Origin of the sequence: Chryseobacterium sp. MMO-72, from assembly GCF_037146035.1 — a bacterium.
GTDB classification, from domain to species: Bacteria; Bacteroidota; Bacteroidia; order Flavobacteriales; family Weeksellaceae; genus Chryseobacterium; species Chryseobacterium indicum.
On record NZ_JBBCWG010000015.1, the window covers coordinates 24,417 to 43,114 of the forward strand.

The window sequence follows — 18,698 nt, forward strand, 5'->3', positions numbered from 1 at the left end:
TGGCTGATCTTTTTAATCTACATCATCTTCGTCTCCATCTTCGCTTAAGGCTAATTCAATATCAATAAACTGGATGTATAATCCACAAATACTGTCATGGATATCATAAGCAAAATATACCGGATAAGTACCGTCTCCAAAACCACTTGCAAACATAGGAATATGATAATTGGTATTCGGAACTTTCCAGTTGATCCAGTCTCCGGCATCTCTTTGATTCTCCGGATGGTCTTTATAGCTTTGCTCGAAAAGTGCGGCGAAATAATCATCGTAAAAATTGTCGACATTAGTTTCATCCGCAAATTTATCCACAAAAGGAAGCACTTCTTTATCAGTAATACAACCTAAGCCTGCATCCACACTAAAACCAAAATAATCATCTTCAGTAACACCTTCCAATTCTTCAATTCCAACCAAGGCTTCCCTGTAAACAATTGGTTTTTCTTTCGTAAATTCTACTTTAACAACAGCATATCTATCACCCCAGTCTTCTGACTTTACCACAGCAATGGTTACAGGAAAATCACCTTTCGGAGCCTGAATAAAATAGGGCGATTGATTTCCGTTCAGATCAACAAGCGGATCTCTCACCACTATCTTACCGGAAGGAAGAGAAACATTTCCGATTTCCATCACTTCCAACGGTTGCCCTGCAATTTCATCAGACGTAAAATAGGTTTCCAAATCCGTCGGACATATGAGAACATCTTTTACTTCTTCATATTTCTGTAGCCAGTTTTCGTTCATTTCTTTTGTTTTATGATATAATTAAACCTGAAAATAAGGAATAAAAACAAGCGTATCAAATATCATTAAGTTTTTAACATAAGATTATAAAAACCCCTTTCAATATAGACTGAAAGGGAGTATTGAATTATTTAACTGAATTAGACTCATCAAAATGATACATGAAATATTGATTTTGTATCCTTAAGAATCTGCACATATAACACATGCTCTTGGAGTAGTCGGCCAGATTCCGGGAATGCAGCAGCTTCCTTTAGGGCAAGAAGTGGGCGTACAAGACCAATTAGGACCGGAACCTTCTATAGATCTTAACTCTGGTCTTGACAATTTTTTCAAATTTTTCATAATAATTTAGTTTTAATGGTTATTTCCTACTCTATATGCTTTTCGGATTTCGCATTCTAAAGTTAGCAATAAAATTACTTAAAAACAATTTAATCAAATAGTTACACAATTAAAAAGCAGCAATTCATTAAAGAATGCTGCTTTTTATAATCTTCTGAATTTAAATTAATCCAAACTGTTCAAAATGATGCGTAAAATGCTTCTTATGCATTAGTTCCCACATTTCCTTATTCAGTTTTCCGAATACGAAATTCATGTGTTCTGCCTGTGGATTTTCTTTATAATAAATCACAAATCTTTTTAAGTTATCAATGAAAGACTGTTTAGCAGCTTCAAGATTTTTATGCCTTAACTCCAATAGTTTTTCATCATCCGCTAAAAACGGCGCAGGGAAATCTTTCGGCATTTTTCTGTGGTTATACAAAGAATCCTGCCATTTTTCCAACTGTTCTTCAGAAGTGAAGCATTTATCAGCTTCCGGTTCGCCAAGGCTTACCAAAACTCCGTGCTCCAGATGTTCAATCATTTGCTGAGGAGACATTTTACCCCAGCTTGGCTGAGTAGATTCTGTTAATCCATTCAGCATTTTCTGAATATTTTTTAAGTTTAAATCGATAAAAGGAGACTGTTTTGCCACCAATGTTAAAATAGTGGCCACACAAACGATTTCATCTCTCTGATTTACGACCTCAACTAACCATTTTACAACTCCGGAAGGAATATTTCTTCCTTTTACTCCTCTGTTGATTTTTTCTTTCGCCGTTAAATACACCGTAATGGTATCTCCCGCATAAACAGGTTTAAAGAACGAACAGTTTTCCAGTCCGTAATTTGCGATAACCGGTCCTTTTTTCCCTGAAACAAACAGTCCTGCCGCTGCTGAAAGGATGAAATATCCGTGAGCAACTGTTTTATCGAAAATTGTTCCGGTTAAACTTGTTGCATCGGTATGAGCGTAGAAATGATCCCATGAAACATTGGAAAAATTTACGATATCTGCATCGGTAACCGTTCTTCCTGCCGTTTCCAAAGAATCTCCAACCTCAACTTCTTCAAAATACTTCTGGAAAGGATGTTTATCTGAATATTTTTTCTCGGCTCCTTGCTGATAAATTTTGGTAATCGCGGTTAAAACATCCGGAGAACCCTGAATTGCTGTTTTCTGAAGGAAGAAATGAAGACCGTTCAGTCCGCCCATTTCTTCACCGCCTCCTGCTCTTCCGGGACCGCCGTGCATCAAAGTCGGAAGCGGAGAACCGTGACCTGTACTTTCTTTCGCACTGTCTCTGTTCAGTACAAAAATTCTTCCGTGTTGTGAAGCCATTTTCCAGGATGTTTCGGCAACGAAATTATTATCATGGGAAACGATAGAACCTACCAAACTTCCTTTTCCTCTTTTTGCCAACGCCGCCGCTTCTTCCGCATCTTTGTAAGGCATTAATGTAGAAACCGGACCGAAAGCTTCGACATCGTGAGAGATATTTTTTTCAAATGGTTTATCATTTAAGAACAATTTCGGACTCATGAAAGCTCCGTTTTCGTAATCGGCATCTACCAATTCGTGCTTTCCGTCGTAAATTAACTCGGTTTCAGCTTTAAGCAAATCAACTTTTCTTAAAACCTCATCATACTGTTGTTTTCCAACCAAAGATCCCATTCTGGTTTCTCTACTCAACGGATTTCCGATTTTTGTCTGATCTAAAGCTTTAGATAAAGCATTCTGAACGTCACCAATTAAGTTTTCGGGAACAATAATTCTACGGATTGCTGTACATTTTTGTCCGGCTTTCGTCGTCATTTCGTTACGTACTTCTTTGATGAATAAATCAAACTCCGGAGTTCCCGGTTTTGCATCCAATCCAAGAATTGAACAGTTCAGAGAATCTGCTTCCATATTGAAACGAACGGCATTTCCTGCAACAGATGGTAAAGATTTTAATTTTCTTCCTGTATTGGCAGAGCCTGTGAACAAAACAGAATCTCCATCCTGCACATAATCCAGAATATTTCCCGGTTCACCACAAACCAACTGAACCGCTCCTTCAGGAAGAATTCTGCTTTCAATCATATCCTGAAAAACAGCGTTCGTTAAATAAGAACCGAAAGGCGAAGGTTTTACGATCGAAGGAACACCTGCTAACAATGATGTGGATAATTTTTCCAGCATTCCCCAAACCGGAAAGTTGTAAGCATTAATTTGTACCGAAACTCCTTCGCTCGGTGTTAAAATGTGGGTTCCCAAAAAGGTTCCGTTTGCTGAAATTTTCTGTGTATCTCCATCTACCCAAAACGGCGTGTTAGGAAGCATTCTTTTTGCCAATCCTGAATACGTGAAGAATGTACCAAAACCTCCTTCAATATCTACCCAGGAATCAACGTGAGTTGCTCCTGTTTTATACGATAGTTCGTAATATTTTTTCTTTCTTTCAAGGAGATAAAGTGCTACTTTTTTAAGCATTTCTCCACGATCGTAGAACGTCATGGATGAAAGGTTTTTATAACCTACCGTTCTTCCGTAATCCAAAGCCTGCTCAAAATTCAGACCTTCCGTGTCGGAAATGGCAACCTGCTCTCCGTTTACAGCATTGTACAAAGGAATTCCGTTTCCGTTTCCTTCGACCCATTCGCCGTAGATATAGTTTTTTAATTTTTCCATATAGTATTTAATTTAACAATGATTCAATATAATATTGATACATTTTTAGATTTATTTATTCTTTATTTTGAGACTCTTTTTTCTTCGAAAATTTATTAGCTGCCGTTTCAGCACCAAGCATAATCAAATTTTTAATTAATGCAAAAACATTCATTATAATTAGAAGACCTGCTATAATCCCTATAATCTGAAATATCCATAAATATTTTCCTTCCTTTTCATTTTTAACCTGGTCATATTCTTTGCAAGGATCTTTGGTTTCATTGGCAGACGGATTTTTCGGGTCGTACCAAACATCAATCATCATTTCAGGCTTATCAGTAAGTGAAGTTTTATCCGCGTTGTAATACTGATTGTTAACTACATACGTATAATGAAATGTATTAATATCAACTTTTAAAGCTCTCTTACTAATTGTTGTCTGATCATAAGTTTGTTCAATATCTGCTGTCGTTTTTTTGAATGTCTCACATTCTTTTTTATAAAGATCTTTAGTTCCTGTCTTTGATCCTGTTAAATATCCCATGTAGCCAGTAACTCCAAGATATAATCCCATTAAGACAAGTACGTAAATATTTCCTTTAATTTTTTCTTTTCTTGTTTCTTCCATTTGTGTTTTTGATTATTTTAATTCATTAATTTATTTCGGTTCCTGATAAGGAAATAATTTCACCAATCCTTCATACAAACTTCTATGTAGGATTGTTGCATGATTGTCTGTTTCCATCATTTTATATTCTATCGTCCAGTTTTTCTTGTTAGATTTTTTTAAAACATCAAATAAATCTTCTGCATCTTTTACCATTACAGGATGTTCCTCTTTTCCAACGGAAATGTAAATAAATTTTTTAATATCCTTAATTTTAGACAATAATTGAGGAGCCTGTTTTAGAAGACTTTCATCATCCCACCATAAACTCGGACTGATGATAAAGTAATTATTGAACAGTTCAGGTTTTTTCAATAAAATTTCAGTTGCTAAAAGTCCGCCAAGCGATTGTCCGAAAAGATAATTATCTGTTGTTTTAAAATGACTTTCAATATAAGGCTTCAATTCTTTATCTAAAAAATTAATAAACTTATCTGAATGTCCCGTTGTAGGGTAATCTTTCTGTAAATCTTTCAAATCTGTATGAAAAGTGAAATCTCTTTTCCTATCAATATTTGCAATTCCCACAACGATTGTTTCCGGCATGGAATACATCTGATTAAAGAACTGAACCAAGCCTGTCACATGAATAAAATCTTCATTCATACTCCCATCCAAAAGATAAACGATTGGATAAGATTTTGTTTTGTCAAATTTTTGTGGAAGATAGATGTTCAAAGTTCTTTCTTCATTTAAAATTTTAGACTTTATTGTTCTAATTTCTCCAATAGTCAGTGGTTTTACATTTTCAGTCTGGGCGAAAACCAGAGACTGAAAAGCAAACAGAATACTGCAGAAAATGAGAAGTTTTTTGATCATACTTTTTTGTTGTTAATCACCTTTTTAAACCTCATAGGTTTTAGAAACCTATGAGGTTTGAGTTTTACTATAATTTATTCAATTGATAGAAAATCATATTCTATATTTGATTTATGATATTCTATAAAATCATTTACTGTTTCAAAATATTGCATCATTTCAGCTCTTTCAATTTTACTTTCTTTAGTCAAATTAATATAAGAATGATACGATGAATATTTCCAATTACTAATATTTTTAACAAATCCATGATTGACAGGATTATTATGAATATAATGAAGTAATTTCATAAAATATTTTTCATCGTTTATTCTTTTTCCCTTCAGATAATCCAGAAACAGAGAACCTTTTCGGTTATATCTTTTATTATAAGCTTTTGCGTAAGCATTCAACAGATTGCTAAACTGCTTCATTAAGTATTTATGTTCATCTTCATTTAAAATATCACCCAGCTTTTTAAATCTTACTAATAAATGAAAGTGATTCGGCATTAAACAGTATGCATATATTTCAGCTATCGGAACAATATACTTTGCAAGCTTATCTAAAAAATATCTGTAATTTTCTTCTACTCTGAAAATTAAATCTTTTCCATTTGCATGAGTGTAGATATGATAGACATATTCACATTCAAAATTTTCTGTGTTTGACATTTATTTTTCTTCATTTGTGTGCTTTATATTTTCAAACCTCATAGTTTTGAAAACCTATGAGGTTTAGTAAGGAACGAAAAATTATTTCACATCATCCCAAATACTGTAATCCACCATTTTTGTAGGGATCTGCTGAACATATTCTGTAAAGGGTTCACAAGGCAAAATAGCATCTTTTCCTTCTCTTGCCAATTCCTGATACAGTTTTGTTCCTTCTGTTTTCCATTTAATCATTTCATCGGAAACATCGCGGATGATTTTTGCAGGACTTCCGACAATTAATTTTCTGGCATCACATCTGAAATTTGCCGGAACAAAAGCCAAAGCACCGATGATACATTCATCTCCGATGACCGCTTTGTCCATCACGACTGAATTCATTCCGACCAGACAATTTTTTCCAATATGTCCGGAGTGAATAATCGCTCCATGACCGATATGTGCAGACTCTTCAAGTATAGTTTCAATTCCCGGAAAAACGTGTAGGGTACAGTTTTCCTGAACATTGGCACCGTCTTTCACTATAATTTTTCCCCAGTCGCCACGAATCACCGCATTGGGCCCAACATAAACTTCTTCGCCGATTTCTACATTTCCGATGATCACCGCTTGCGGGTGAACATACGCAGAAGGTTTTATGATAGGGCGAATTCCGTGATATGAGTAAACGTTCATTTTTTATTTAATTTGAAAATTTGAGAATGAGTTAATTTGAAAATTATTTTTAACGCAAGGTTCACAAAGTTTTTTGAAAATTTTCATGCATATTTTTCGTTCGCAAAGGCGTTTAACTCAGCCAAGGCTAAACGTTAATTTAAATTAGCTAACTTGAAAATTGATGACGGTTTTAAGCATTTTCAAATTCTCAAATTTGCACATTTTCAAATTAAACTCGTTCAATCACCATCGCATACCCTTGTCCGACACCGATACAAAGTGTACACAATGCATATTTTTTATCCTGCTTTTGAAGTTCCATAGCTGCAGAACCAACGATTCTGGCTCCCGAAACTCCAAGTGGATGACCGATTGCGATGGCTCCTCCGTTTGGATTTACTCTTGAATCGTCATCTTTTAAACCCAAACTTCTTGTTACAGCTAAAGCCTGAGCCGCAAATGCCTCATTTAGCTCAATGATATCCATATCGTCTAATGAAAGATTCAGCCTTTTTAATAGTTTTTGAGTGGCTTCTACAGGTCCGATTCCCATAATTCTTGGCTCAACTCCGGCAACGGAAGATCCTAAGATTTTCGCTTTTGGCTTCAATCCATATTTTTTTACAGCTTCTTCACTTGCTAAAATTAAAGCTGCTGCTCCGTCATTCATTCCTGAAGCGTTTCCTGCCGTTACTGTTCCTTCTTTTCTGAAAGCCGGACGAAGTTTTCCTAGTCCTTCCATTGAAGAAGTCGGTTTGATAAATTCGTCGGTATCAAAAATTTTCGGTTCACCTTTCTTCTGTGGAATTTCAACTTTTACAATTTCTTCTGCCAGTCTTCCGCTTTCCTGAGCTTTGGTGGCTTTCTGCTGAGACCAAAGAGCGAATTTATCCTGATCTTCACGACTGATGTTGTGGATATCCGCTAAATTTTCAGCAGTTTCGCCCATTCCGTCAACGCCGTACATTTCTTTCATTTTCGGGTTGATGAATCTCCATCCGAAAGTGGTGTCAAACATCTGGCTGTCTCTTCCGAAAGCTGTACTTGGTTTTGACATTACATAAGGAGAACGCGTCATATGCTCTACTCCACCTGCGATATAAATTTCACCTTCTCCTGCAGCAATTGAACGGAAAGCATTTGCCACCGCAGACATTCCTGAAGCACACAATCTATTCACCGTTTCCCCTCCGATTTTATAAGGAAGTCCTGCCAATAAAAGTCCCATTCTGGCTACGTTTCTATTATCTTCTCCCGCCTGATTGGCACATCCGAAAATAACATCTTCAATTTCCTCAACAGGAACTTCAGGGTTTCTTGCTACAATTTCTTTAATAACAATAGCAGCTAAATCGTCGGCTCTTACCTCTGAAAGCCCTCCGCTCAATTTTGAAATGGGAGTTCTTATGTAATCTATGATGTATACGTTGTTCATTTTACTTAATTTGAAAATGTGTTAATTTGGAAATTTGAGAATGAAATAAAGCATTAAAAAATAATTTTCAAATTGCTTCATTCTCAAATTTTCAAATTTTATAATTCTGTTACTTTTTTTCCTATTTTATACACTGTTCCGACAAATTTTGCCACCAATTCTTCATTTTGATTGGTAATTTTAATATCGTAAACAGCAGTTTTTCTGGTTTCATTGACCAAAATACTTTCTGCTCTGAAAGTATCCCCTTCTTTTCCGGCTTTGGTAAAATTGATGATGCAGTTTAAAGCAACAGCTGCATCTCCGGAATTGTTGGACGAAAAAGCCAGTGCAGAATCTGCAAAAGCAAATGTAACGCCTCCGTGAACCGTTTTCAGCCCGTTAATCATTTCTTTCTTAATAGGCATTTCAATTAAACAATAATTTTCTTTGACTTCAATCAGTTTGATATTCATCCATTGGGAAAAATAATCCTGATCAAACATATATTCTGCAACCTGTCTCGGATTCATTTACTCTTATTTAAATTTTTAAATCTAATCACATCTTTCCATGTATATTCTCTGCCGTCCAAAATGAAAAAAGCTAAAAACATAAAAATGAAATAAACTATAAAACCATATATATTGATGCTTTTTTCATCGTCCCATCCCAAATAATAAAAAAGAAATTTGATAAGAGAGAATCCAATTACAAAAATAACGGCATTCATGAATGAGCGTAAAAAGTTCTTTTTTGTAAAAATTCTTTTAAACATGGTTTAAATTTCAGATTAATGTGTTATTTCTTCATATAATTCATCAGCTAGCTTGTCGTAAACCGCCATGGTTTTTCCAAGAATAATCTGATTGTATGAAAGATTTTCGCAATTTGATGGATCTTCTGTTTGAAAATGTTCATTTAAATCAATTCCAGATTCATTTGCCAATCTTTTAATCAGTTCTTTATACTTTTCATTGAATTTACCTAATAATTCAAGCTTTTCCTGATAATCATGTATCGAAGAAAGTTCCTGAATGATGTATTCTTTTTCAATGATAAGCCTTGTTTCAAGTTCAGCTCTGAATGATTCTATATCCATCCTAAATATTACTTATTTCATCAAATCCTTTCTGTCAGGATTTTTTAAATATTGTTTACCATCTTTATCAAAACACCAGACATCTGATATTTCTCTTAGCTGAAAAAATTCAAAATCTCCCTTATGAATTTTCATTCTATTCAATCTTCTAAGCTTTCTATTGGCTTCTAATTTATTTTCCTTTTCTGTTTCAGCAGTTGTTATTCCAATAATCGGAGTTTTTCTTTTTGACCTACTCATAAAAATCAATTTTATTGATTGATTATCCTGTTCAAATCTTTAATCCCATTTTCATAAGATTTTTTAAAAAGAAAATTAATTATAAAATATAAAAATCCAAATGTCATCAAAAGTGGTATAAATAGGGAAAAAGCCTTTACTCCAAGTTCTAAAAAATTTATAATAATCAGAAAAAAGGGAAGCAAACTCCATATACAAATCAATATTTTAAATGTATTATGAAATTTTGCATCCAACCTTATTATTGTTTCACTTTCTTTCCGAACCAATCTTCCATCAAAAACACAGAAAATTCCTAAGGGCTTTTCTGAACTAATGATTTTGAAATAATTCTTATCTATATTTCCCTTAAAATATTTATCAGACCTTCTCATTGTCAAAGAACTGATCTCAGTATTATTTTTGATATTTAATAACACTTCTTCAATTATTTTTGAAGATTTTAATTCTTCAGATTTTTCCGGAAAAAACTTCATCTTATAATTTTCTCAGCAAAGGGCTTTGTCTGTATCTTTCTTCCTGATATTCTTCGTAAAGATCCTGCAAAGTTTCGGAGATTTTAGAATATCCTATTTCTTTTCCCCATGCCAATAAACCTTTGGGATAATTTACGCCTTTCTGCATTGCCAGTTCGATATCTTCGTCATTCGCCACGCCTAATCTTTTTGCTTCTACGGCTTCGTTAATCAGCATGGAAATAATTCTCATGAATATTTGCTGATAAAGCGCATCATCTTTAACAGGTTCTGCTTTAACAGCTCCTTCAGAATAATCGTAAAAACCTTTTCCTGTTTTTCTGCCGTGAAGTTTCGCTTCCGACATTCTTTGCTGTAGAAGAGACGGTTTGTATTTCGGATCGTAGAAATATTCGTTATAAACGGTTTTGGTTACCGAGAAATTTACGTCAACTCCAATTAAATCCATTAATTCAAAAGGTCCCATTTTAAAGTTACCTAAAGTTTTCATGGCATCATCAACCTGTTCTACCGTTGCGATGTTTTCCTCAACGATTCTTAACCCTTCACCATAGTAAGGACGGGCAATTCTGTTGACGATAAATCCGGGAATATCTTTGGCAATAACCGGAGTTTTTCCCCAATCTTTCATCAGACTGTAGATTTTTTCTGCTAAAGATTTTTCGGTTAACAAGGATGGAATAACCTCCACTAAAGGCATCAGCGGAGCCGGATTGAAGAAGTGAATTCCGATGAAACGCTCCGGTTTCTGTAATTCCGCACCAAGAGAAGTGATGGAAATGGAAGATGTATTGGAACCAATAACACAGCTTTCTGAAACGTATTTCTCTAATTCTGTGAAAACTTTGGTTTTTATTTCTTTATTTTCGATGATGGCTTCAATGATCAGTTCACAATCTTTGAAGTCTTTTAATTCGGTGGCAATGGAAATATTGGCTAAAATTTCAGTCATTTTCTCCGCCGAAATTTTCTGTTTGTCGACCAGTTTAGTCAATGTTTTTTCCAAACCTACGGTTGCCGTTTCTACTTGTTTTGCATTAGCGTCATAAATCCAGACTTTGCATCCATTCGTTGCGGCTACCTGTGCAATGCCGATTCCCATGGTTCCGGCACCGATAATTCCTACATTCATATTTTTAATTTGAAAATTTGGAAATGAGTTAATTTGAAAATTATTTAAGCTTTGAACTTGAAATAATTTTAGATAGAATTAATAAAATTTCTTTTAAATCTGAAATTAATTTTTCATTGGGCGATTGCAAATGTGGAGACTTTAAACACAATAAAAGCCAATATTCTGTTTCATCAGCTTCTTTAGCGGCAATTTTCAATTTATGGATAAAATCTGCTTTGCTTTCTGCATTTTGAGCTTCTCTAACATTAGCTCCAATCGAAGTTCCAGAGTTGAAAATCTGATTTGCTAATGGAAATCTTTTAGATTCGTACAAACCTTCTGAAAATTCAATAATGTCTAAAGCAAAATCAAAAGTCTTATTTACAATAATATTCTCTTTATCATTTCTCATTTTCAAATTCTCAAATTAACTCATTTTCAAATTAATTATTTCCCTTTATATTCAGGTTTTCTTTTCTGTAAAAAGGCACTTACTCCTTCTTTAAAATCTTCTGTTTCTGCAGCTTTCTGTTGAAGATCTCCTTCTAATTCCAACTGCTGCTTCAGCGTATTGTCATAAGAATGTGCAAATGCTTTTTTGGTTAATTTTAAACCAACTGTAGGCATATTGGATACTCTTTCCAAAATTTCCATTGATTTTGAACCGAATTCTTCTTCACTGAACACTTCAGCAACTAAACCGTATGATTTAGATTCTTCCGTAGATAATTTTTTTCCGGTAAATGCTAAATAATTAGCCAATTGTCTTCCCAATAATTTTGGTAAAAAGTAAGTTCCCCCCGTATCAGGAATCAATCCGATATTGGAAAATGCCTGAGCAAAGTAAGCTTTTTCATTTGCCAGAACAAAATCGCAGATCAACGCCAACATCGCTCCAGCTCCAACTGCAGGACCATTTACCAATGCAACAACCGGTTTTTTACAGTGGGTAATTTCCATCACTAACGGATTGTAATAATCTGTTACAATTTTTCTGATGATATCGTTGTCATGATGTTCATTGCCTTGAACAAATGCATCATCAAGATTCTGACCGGAACAAAATGCTCTGCCTCTTCCCGAAATGGCAACACATCTTACAGCAGGATCTTCACTGCATTCTTTTACGAAATCTTTCAGATCTGATAAAGACGGCTTTGTAAGCGCGTTCATGGTATCCGGCTGATTGAGATAAGCAATTTTTAATTTTCCGTCGAAATGCGACTCAATATCGAGTTGTGTATACATAGTTTTAATTTTTTATGATTAATGCACTAATTTAACAATAAAAATGCACCAACATATCAGTTTATAGGTATAACAATATTTAAAGCATTCAAAATTGTTATATTACCACATTTTCAGATTGTTACACTCATTTAGTGACATTTAAAATAGTCAAATGGTTCCAGACAATCTAAACACTGATACGAAGCCTTGCATAGCGTAGACCCGAATCTGCTGATCTGTTTTGAGTTCATAGAACCGCAACGCGGACATTTTTTCGGTTTCCCGATGTGATGTTCGTCGGCTCCTTTTTCGGGAGGAGTGATTCCGTATACCCGAAGTTTTTCTCTCGCTTCATCGGTTAACCAGTCCGTTGTCCAGATCGGAAACATTTTGGTCACCACTTTTGCTTCCCATCCGTTTTCCTTCATGATTTTGATGATGTCTTCCTCAATGGTGAACATGGCGGGACAGGCAGAATAAGTCGGCGTAATCGTTACTTCGCAGGAATTTTCGCTGGTAATTTTTGCGTCTCTTACAATACCCAATTCCACGATATTAATCACCGGAATTTCCGGATCGGGAACCATTTCTAATATTTCTAAAGGATTTTTCAATCTTCTTTTTATCTTAATTTTTTTACGTAAAATGCGCTAAGATTTTTTTGACTACCATTTTTTTTAAGTTCACAAAGGCGTTCTACTTAGCAAAGCCGTAAACTGCAAAATTGTTATGGTCGTTTGTTATTTTTAAACCTCACAGGTTTTAAAAACCTGTGAGGTTTGTGTTTCTACCAGGTACAACCCGGATATGCTCTCTGCATATACTGCAATTCACAAAGGATATATCCAAAATATTCTGTGTGATATCCTGTTCTGGATTTTGGCTGCATGAAAGGATTTGTAGGATATTCTAAGTGGAAATCTGCAAAATCTTTTTGAGTGATTGTTATAAATTCTTCATAAAGAGCATCGGTATTCGGAGCAATATTTAAAGCGACCAAATCATCTTCTCCTTCTGTTTTTGCAAATAAACCTTTGGTGTATTCCCAAATATTTTCAATGGCTTTTTCCAGACGGCTTTTACTTTCTTCTGTTCCCTGAGCAAAAATTTTCATCCAAGAAGCAGCGTGTGTGTAATGGTATTTTACCTCTTTTAATGATTTTTGAGCAATCGCCGCCAATTCTTCATTGGCTGAATTGGACAATGCTTCGTACATCAGTTTCTGATAGACAGCAAAGACATACACTTTCAAAATGGTCTGTGCATAATCTTCGTTCGGAAGTTCTGTCCAGTGTGCATTCACATATTCGTGTTCGTATCTTAAAAAAGCAATATCATCTTCAGATTTTCCGTCGTCTAAAAGTCTTGAAGCGTACACATAAAAATTGTTCGCCTGACCAAGTTCATCCAGCGCAATATTCGTTAATGCAATATCTTCCTCCAGATAAGGACCTTCACCGCACCACGCAGACAAACGTTGTCCCATAATGAAACTGTCGTCTGCCAATTTTAATAAATAATTATATAATGGGTTCATTGTTTTAGCTTTTGGCTTTTGGCGTCTAGCTTTCGGCAAATTGCAAGCAGCTAACAGCCAATTGCTGTTTTACATATTTTTTACATCGTTCGGGATCTCGTAGAAGGTTGGGTGACGGTATAATTTGTCATCAGCCGGATCGAAAAATGCTTCTTTATCCACTCCTTCCGAAGTTACGATGTATTTACTTGGAACTACCCAAACAGAAGTTCCTTCTTTTCTTCTTGTATAAACGTCTCTTGCGTTTTGTAAAGCCATTTCTGCTGTTGGCGCCTGTACAATTCCAACGTGTTTGTGAGATAACCCCGGTTTAGTCTGAATAAACACTTCCCACATATCTAAATTTGCCATAGTCAAATTTTATTTTTATCTAAATTTTAGATTTTGAATTATTTTAAATTTTAATTTTTGAACCATTAAGGACAATTAAGTTGTTAAGAATATTAAGATTAGCTTCGCTTTTGGATTTTAATCAAAATGATTTTTCTTAATTCAACTAAACTTCTAAATAAAATCTTAATGGTTTAAATTAAGAATTAGTTTACCTTTTCGTTCTGCTTCTCAGCAAAAGCTGCTGCCGCTTCTTTTACCCAAGAATTCTCTCTTTGAGCTTTTCTCTTCGTTTCGATACGCTTTTTGTTGGCAGGCCCGTTTCCTTTTAAGATTTCCATGAATTCATCCCATGGAAGCTCTCCGAAATCATAATGCTGTCTTTCTTCGTTCCATTTCAGATCTTTATCCGGAATGGTTAACCCTAAAAATTCAGCCTGAGCAACCGTCACGTCGATGAATCTCTGACGAAGACTATCGTTGCTTTCTCTTTTCACTCTGTAATTCATCGAAATTTTAGAGTTTGGTGAACTGTCATCATTTGGACCAAACATCATTAAAGCTGGCCACCAGAATCGGTTTAACGAAGCCTGAGCCATTTCTTTCTGCTGTTTTGTACCACGGCAAAGAGCCATCAAAATTTCATAACCCTGTCTTTGGTGGAAAGATTCTTCTTTACAGATTTTAACCATCGCTCTTGAGTAAGGACCATAAGAATTCCCCATCAACATCACCTGATTCATAATTGCAGCACCATCAACCAGCCAACCGATCGCTCCGATATCTGCCCAGCTTAAAGTCGGATAGTTGAAGATACTTGAATATTTTGCTTTTCCTGAAAGCATATCTTCATACGTTGCATCTCTGTCTGCTCTGATGGTTCCATCACCTAAAGTTTCGGTTGCAGAATAAAGGTATAAACCGTGACCTGCTTCATCCTGAACTTTAGCCAGAAGAGCCATTTTTCTCCTCAAAGAAGGTGCTCTGGAGATCCAGTTCGCTTCCGGCAACATTCCTACGATTTCAGAATGCGCGTGCTGTGAAATCTGACGAACCAATAGTTTTCTGTAATCATCGGGCATTACATCTTTTGGTTCTACTTTATTTTCGTCGTGTACGTACTGTACAAATTTTTCAATATCTATTTCCATCTTGTAATATTTAAAATGAAGGTAAATTTTAACGCAAAGCTCGCTAAGATTTCTTTTACTACTAACTGTTTTTAAGTTCGCAAAGGCGTTTCACTTAGCCAAGTCCACAAAGTTTTAGAGTGAAATCTTATTATTTTTACATTGGTAAATTATTACATTGTTACATTAATTATACGTCATAATTAAGCATCACTACATTGGTTGTCGGGTGACACTGGCAGGTAAGAACGTAACCTCGGGCTACTTCTTCTTCGGTAAGCGCGTAGTTTTTTTCCATGAAGACTTCCCCTTCCAAAACTTCGGCTTTACACGTACAACACACTCCTCCTTTACACGCAAAAGGTACAGGAAGATTGTCTTTCAATGCTTTATCTAAGATACTTTCTTTTTTTGAATTCAGGTGGAACGAATATTCATCATCGTCAATGATTACCGTAACCATACTTTCAATATTGGCAATGGCCTTGAATTCGTCGCTCATTTCCTCTGTATTTTCTTCGTCAGGAGCAGTGAAATATTCAAATAGAACCTGAATTGCCGGTACTTTTTTATCTTTCTTTAAATAATCTGCAATTCCTTTGATCATTTCAGAAGGTCCGCAAATGAAATAAGTGGCTTCTTTTACATCAATATCTGCATATCTTTCAAATAAATGTTCCAGTTTTTCAGGGGAAATTCTTCCTTCAAAAATCGGATCTTCATGCTTTTCACGGCTTACGAGATAAACAACTTTCAATCTTCCGCTGAACTGCTCCACCAATTTATCGATCTCAGCCTTTTTCATCACGTGATTCATGCTTCTGTTGCTGTAGAACAGATACGCATTGGAAGTCGGCTCCTGATAAAGACTTTCTTTAATATTCGATAAAACCGGAGAAATTCCGCTTCCTGCCGCCAAACCAATGTATGTTTTTACGTTTGTCGGATGATAAGAAGTGTTGAAACCGCCCATCGGAGGCATTACCTCAAGAATTTCATCCATGTGAAGATGTTCATTGAAATAACCGGAAACTTTTCCGCCTTCCAATAATTTCACTAAAACTTCCAGCGTGTTGCTTTTTTCACTCGGCGCATTGCAGATGGAGTAAGAACGTCTTTCTTCATTTCCGTTGATCATCATTCGGAAATTAAGATACTGCCCCTGTTTGAATCTGAATTTATCCTTCAGCTCTTCAGGGATTTCAACCGCTACATTTACTGCATCGTTGGTATCTTTCTGAACTTTTACCGTTTTAAGTTTATAAAATGAATTCATTTATTTTTTAAGTATTCTGTTAATTTTTCCACCTTCGCATTTCGGAAGACTGTCCTGAGCATGAATTTTCACTTTTGTGGTAATTCCTACCCTCTTTTTTATTTCGTTTTCTATACTTTTTCCGAAGTTTCCGACAAAAATAGCATAATCATCGGTATTTTGATTTAAATTTTTCGAGGCGATCAATTCATCATCAATCTCAACATCAATATCCAGTGCAACACACATTTGTTCCTTTTCAACAGGAGTTAAATAATAGTTCGGAACGACTCCTTCTACATGAGAAAATACTTCTTCAATCTGACTTGGATAAACATTTACCCCTCTTACAATCAGCATATCATCGGCTCTTCCTAAAATCGGGCGCATTTTCACCATCGTTCTTTTTCCGTTTTCGTCATAGTAAAGACTTGTGATATCATTTGTCCAGTAACGCAGAAGCGGCATTGCTTTCTTCGTTAAAGTGGTAATCACCAAAACGCCTTCTTCACCAAACGGAACAGGCTCCTTTGTAACCGGATCGAGAATTTCGGGATAAAAATGATCTTCCCAAATGTAAGAACCTCCTTTTTCCTCAAAATCTTCCATCGAAACTCCGGGTCCGATAATTTCGCTTAATCCGTAAATATTGGTTGCATGAACATCTAATCTTTCTTCAATATGCTGTCTGATTAATTCTGTCCACGGTTCTGATCCCAAAACGGCATATTTTAAACTGATTTCTTCTGCGGGGATTCCTCTTTTTGCAAATTCATCAGCAATGGTTAAAGCGTAAGATGGCGAACAGCAGATTACTTCCGGCTGAAAATCCATGATGAGATCGACCTGTCTTGCCGTCATTCCTCCTGAAATCGGAAGAACGCTCATTCCCAGTTTTTCCGCTCCGTAGTGCAGTCCCAGTCCGCCTGTGAAAATTCCGTAACCATATGCATTATGCAACTGCATTCCCGGTTTCGCGCCTGCTGCATTTAAAGATCTCGCCACGACTTCGCTGAATAAATCAACATCTTCTTTTGTATATCCCACCACCGTCGGTTTTCCCGTTGTTCCGCTTGAACAGTGAATTCTCTGCAGTTCATTTTTCGGAACGGTAAATAAACCAAATGGATAATTGTCTCGCAAATCCTGTTTGTAGGTTATAGGAAGTCTGGTAATATCTTCGATTGACCTTATTTCCTGTGGAGATATTTCTGATTCTTTAAATTTTCTCTTATAAAACTCAGACTTCTCTCCAAGATAGTCTACCAAATTCGCTAACCGCTCAGACTGAAGCTGTCTCAACTGATCGAGCTTAAGATATTCAACACCAAAATCCATAACTAACTAACATTTGTTAGGTGTAAATTTAAAAAGATTTTGGAACGTGACAAAATTTTTATGATTTTCGTCAGATTTTTAATGATTCTAAATAATTAAGGTGAAGATTGAGGTTTAGTTTAAGGATGATTTTGTTATTCAAACATAGATAAAAAGTCTATGAACAAAGTTCGGAAGTGAAGTGAAGAATCTGTTTTTACTTTAATGTTTAATAGATTTCTCCTTCGTCGAAATGACAGTTTAAAACAAAGTAACTAAGCACAAAGTTTATCATTTAAATTATAAAAAATCTCTAACACTAAGCTTAGATTCTTCCTTCGTCAGAATGACAAAAACTATGATAAAGTTTTGGGAAATTTTAAGCTTAAAACTACTATTTCTGATTTCCCAGCAAACCAAAAAGAATTTTATCCCTAATTTCATCGGTGATATCCGAACCGGATTCTATATTTCTTTTAAACCAGAAATAGGAGTTATTTAAAGTATGAAGAATAAATCTCGTGGTAAAAGCCGGTGATCTTAATTCCCAGTTTTCAGCGGTATAAATTTCAGAAATCAACTGTTCAACTTCCTGCTGATAATTTTTTCTTAATTCGATAAATTCAGGTAATCTCTCTTCAAGATGCTTCCACTCATTGGAATAAATGTGCGTGACATCACGGTTTTTCAGAACAACCGACAAATGTTTTTCAATGAAAAGATTGAGCTTTTCCTTTGGTGGAATATTGGTATTTTTTACTTGCTGAAGTTCATCAAAAAACTCCTGCGCGATGCCGAAACAGATCCATTCCAGAATTTCTTCCTTTGAGCGGATGTGCGCATATAAAGAAGCCGCTTTGATATTCAGTCTGGTTGCCAAATCCCGAACAGAGCTTCCCATGTAGCCTTTCTCCTTGAAAAGTTCCACGGCAACATCTAAAATTTTCTTCTGTTTTTCTTTAAGCTCCATTTGTAAAAACGCAAAAGTAATTATTTTGATTTTAATATTTGATTTTGAGAAGATGAT

The 18,698-nt window shown here is 35.4% G+C and carries 22 protein-coding genes; all 22 read right to left on the bottom strand.

Going from position 1 to position 18,698, the window contains the following annotated elements:
* Positions 1 to 12: 12 nt before the first annotated feature.
* Positions 13 to 747 (bottom strand): DUF4241 domain-containing protein, encoded by a 735-nt coding sequence (locus WFH39_RS17590; protein ID WP_336690830.1) that lies wholly within the window; start codon positions 745 to 747, stop codon positions 13 to 15.
* Positions 748 to 930: 183 nt separating this feature from the next.
* A complete protein-coding gene (locus tag WFH39_RS17595) occupies positions 931 to 1,092 on the bottom strand; it encodes a bacteriocin-like protein (RefSeq protein WP_235132926.1) in 162 nt (53 codons plus the stop codon).
* Positions 1,093 to 1,252: 160 nt separating this feature from the next.
* Positions 1,253 to 3,748, bottom strand: coding sequence for a phenylacetic acid degradation bifunctional protein PaaZ (paaZ, locus tag WFH39_RS17600; RefSeq protein WP_336690831.1), 2,496 nt, complete (start codon positions 3,746 to 3,748; stop codon positions 1,253 to 1,255).
* A 55-nt stretch (positions 3,749 to 3,803) separates the two neighbouring features.
* A complete protein-coding gene (locus WFH39_RS17605) occupies positions 3,804 to 4,358 on the bottom strand; it encodes a hypothetical protein (protein WP_336690832.1) in 555 nt (184 codons plus the stop codon).
* 30 nt (positions 4,359 to 4,388) lie between these two features.
* Complete coding sequence (locus WFH39_RS17610; RefSeq protein WP_336690833.1) at positions 4,389 to 5,216, bottom strand: alpha/beta hydrolase; 828 nt, start codon at positions 5,214 to 5,216, stop codon at positions 4,389 to 4,391.
* A 74-nt stretch (positions 5,217 to 5,290) separates the two neighbouring features.
* Positions 5,291 to 5,869 (bottom strand): transposase, encoded by a 579-nt coding sequence (locus tag WFH39_RS17615; protein WP_336690834.1) that lies wholly within the window; start codon positions 5,867 to 5,869, stop codon positions 5,291 to 5,293.
* 81 nt (positions 5,870 to 5,950) lie between these two features.
* Entirely contained in the window at positions 5,951 to 6,544 is a 594-nt protein-coding gene (locus WFH39_RS17620) for an acyltransferase (protein ID WP_336690835.1), read from the bottom strand.
* Positions 6,545 to 6,755: 211 nt separating this feature from the next.
* On the bottom strand, positions 6,756 to 7,961 hold the full coding sequence (pcaF, locus tag WFH39_RS17625; protein ID WP_235132932.1) for a 3-oxoadipyl-CoA thiolase: 1,206 nt from the start codon (positions 7,959 to 7,961) through the stop codon (positions 6,756 to 6,758).
* Between the two features lie 98 nt (positions 7,962 to 8,059).
* Positions 8,060 to 8,473, bottom strand: a complete 414-nt coding sequence (locus WFH39_RS17630) for a PaaI family thioesterase (protein WP_309845040.1) — start codon at positions 8,471 to 8,473, stop codon at positions 8,060 to 8,062.
* 260 nt (positions 8,474 to 8,733) lie between these two features.
* Entirely contained in the window at positions 8,734 to 9,042 is a 309-nt protein-coding gene (locus tag WFH39_RS17635; protein WP_336690836.1) for a hypothetical protein, read from the bottom strand.
* Positions 9,043 to 9,054: 12 nt separating this feature from the next.
* Positions 9,055 to 9,282 (bottom strand): hypothetical protein, encoded by a 228-nt coding sequence (locus WFH39_RS17640; RefSeq protein WP_235132936.1) that lies wholly within the window; start codon positions 9,280 to 9,282, stop codon positions 9,055 to 9,057.
* An 11-nt stretch (positions 9,283 to 9,293) separates the two neighbouring features.
* Positions 9,294 to 9,758, bottom strand: coding sequence for a hypothetical protein (locus WFH39_RS17645; RefSeq protein WP_336690837.1), 465 nt, complete (start codon positions 9,756 to 9,758; stop codon positions 9,294 to 9,296).
* Position 9,759: 1 nt separating this feature from the next.
* The gene (locus WFH39_RS17650) at positions 9,760 to 10,890 is read right to left on the bottom strand and encodes a 3-hydroxyacyl-CoA dehydrogenase NAD-binding domain-containing protein (RefSeq protein ID WP_336690838.1); all 1,131 of its coding nucleotides are present in this window, start codon (positions 10,888 to 10,890) and stop codon (positions 9,760 to 9,762) included.
* A gap of 40 nt (positions 10,891 to 10,930) precedes the next feature.
* On the bottom strand, positions 10,931 to 11,284 hold the full coding sequence (locus WFH39_RS17655; protein ID WP_336690839.1) for a four helix bundle protein: 354 nt from the start codon (positions 11,282 to 11,284) through the stop codon (positions 10,931 to 10,933).
* Positions 11,285 to 11,319: 35 nt separating this feature from the next.
* Positions 11,320 to 12,120 (bottom strand): enoyl-CoA hydratase/isomerase family protein, encoded by an 801-nt coding sequence (locus WFH39_RS17660; protein ID WP_336690840.1) that lies wholly within the window; start codon positions 12,118 to 12,120, stop codon positions 11,320 to 11,322.
* 131 nt (positions 12,121 to 12,251) lie between these two features.
* Positions 12,252 to 12,689, bottom strand: coding sequence for a 1,2-phenylacetyl-CoA epoxidase subunit PaaD (paaD, locus tag WFH39_RS17665; RefSeq protein WP_442891766.1), 438 nt, complete (start codon positions 12,687 to 12,689; stop codon positions 12,252 to 12,254).
* Positions 12,690 to 12,889: 200 nt separating this feature from the next.
* The gene (paaC, locus tag WFH39_RS17670) at positions 12,890 to 13,678 is read right to left on the bottom strand and encodes a 1,2-phenylacetyl-CoA epoxidase subunit PaaC (protein WP_336690842.1); all 789 of its coding nucleotides are present in this window, start codon (positions 13,676 to 13,678) and stop codon (positions 12,890 to 12,892) included.
* A gap of 30 nt (positions 13,679 to 13,708) precedes the next feature.
* Positions 13,709 to 13,990 carry a 1,2-phenylacetyl-CoA epoxidase subunit PaaB gene (gene paaB / locus WFH39_RS17675; RefSeq protein ID WP_002981782.1) on the bottom strand — a complete coding sequence of 94 codons (282 nt, stop codon included), beginning with the start codon at positions 13,988 to 13,990 and terminating at the stop codon, positions 13,709 to 13,711.
* A 185-nt stretch (positions 13,991 to 14,175) separates the two neighbouring features.
* A complete protein-coding gene (paaA, locus tag WFH39_RS17680; protein ID WP_235133093.1) occupies positions 14,176 to 15,114 on the bottom strand; it encodes a 1,2-phenylacetyl-CoA epoxidase subunit PaaA in 939 nt (312 codons plus the stop codon).
* Between the two features lie 175 nt (positions 15,115 to 15,289).
* Positions 15,290 to 16,375, bottom strand: a complete 1,086-nt coding sequence (locus WFH39_RS17685) for a 2Fe-2S iron-sulfur cluster-binding protein (protein WP_336690843.1) — start codon at positions 16,373 to 16,375, stop codon at positions 15,290 to 15,292.
* Positions 16,376 to 17,692 (bottom strand): phenylacetate--CoA ligase family protein, encoded by a 1,317-nt coding sequence (locus WFH39_RS17690; RefSeq protein ID WP_336690844.1) that lies wholly within the window; start codon positions 17,690 to 17,692, stop codon positions 16,376 to 16,378.
* Positions 17,693 to 18,065: 373 nt separating this feature from the next.
* Positions 18,066 to 18,641, bottom strand: coding sequence for a TetR/AcrR family transcriptional regulator (locus WFH39_RS17695; protein ID WP_336690845.1), 576 nt, complete (start codon positions 18,639 to 18,641; stop codon positions 18,066 to 18,068).
* Between the last annotated feature and the right edge of the window lie 57 nt (positions 18,642 to 18,698).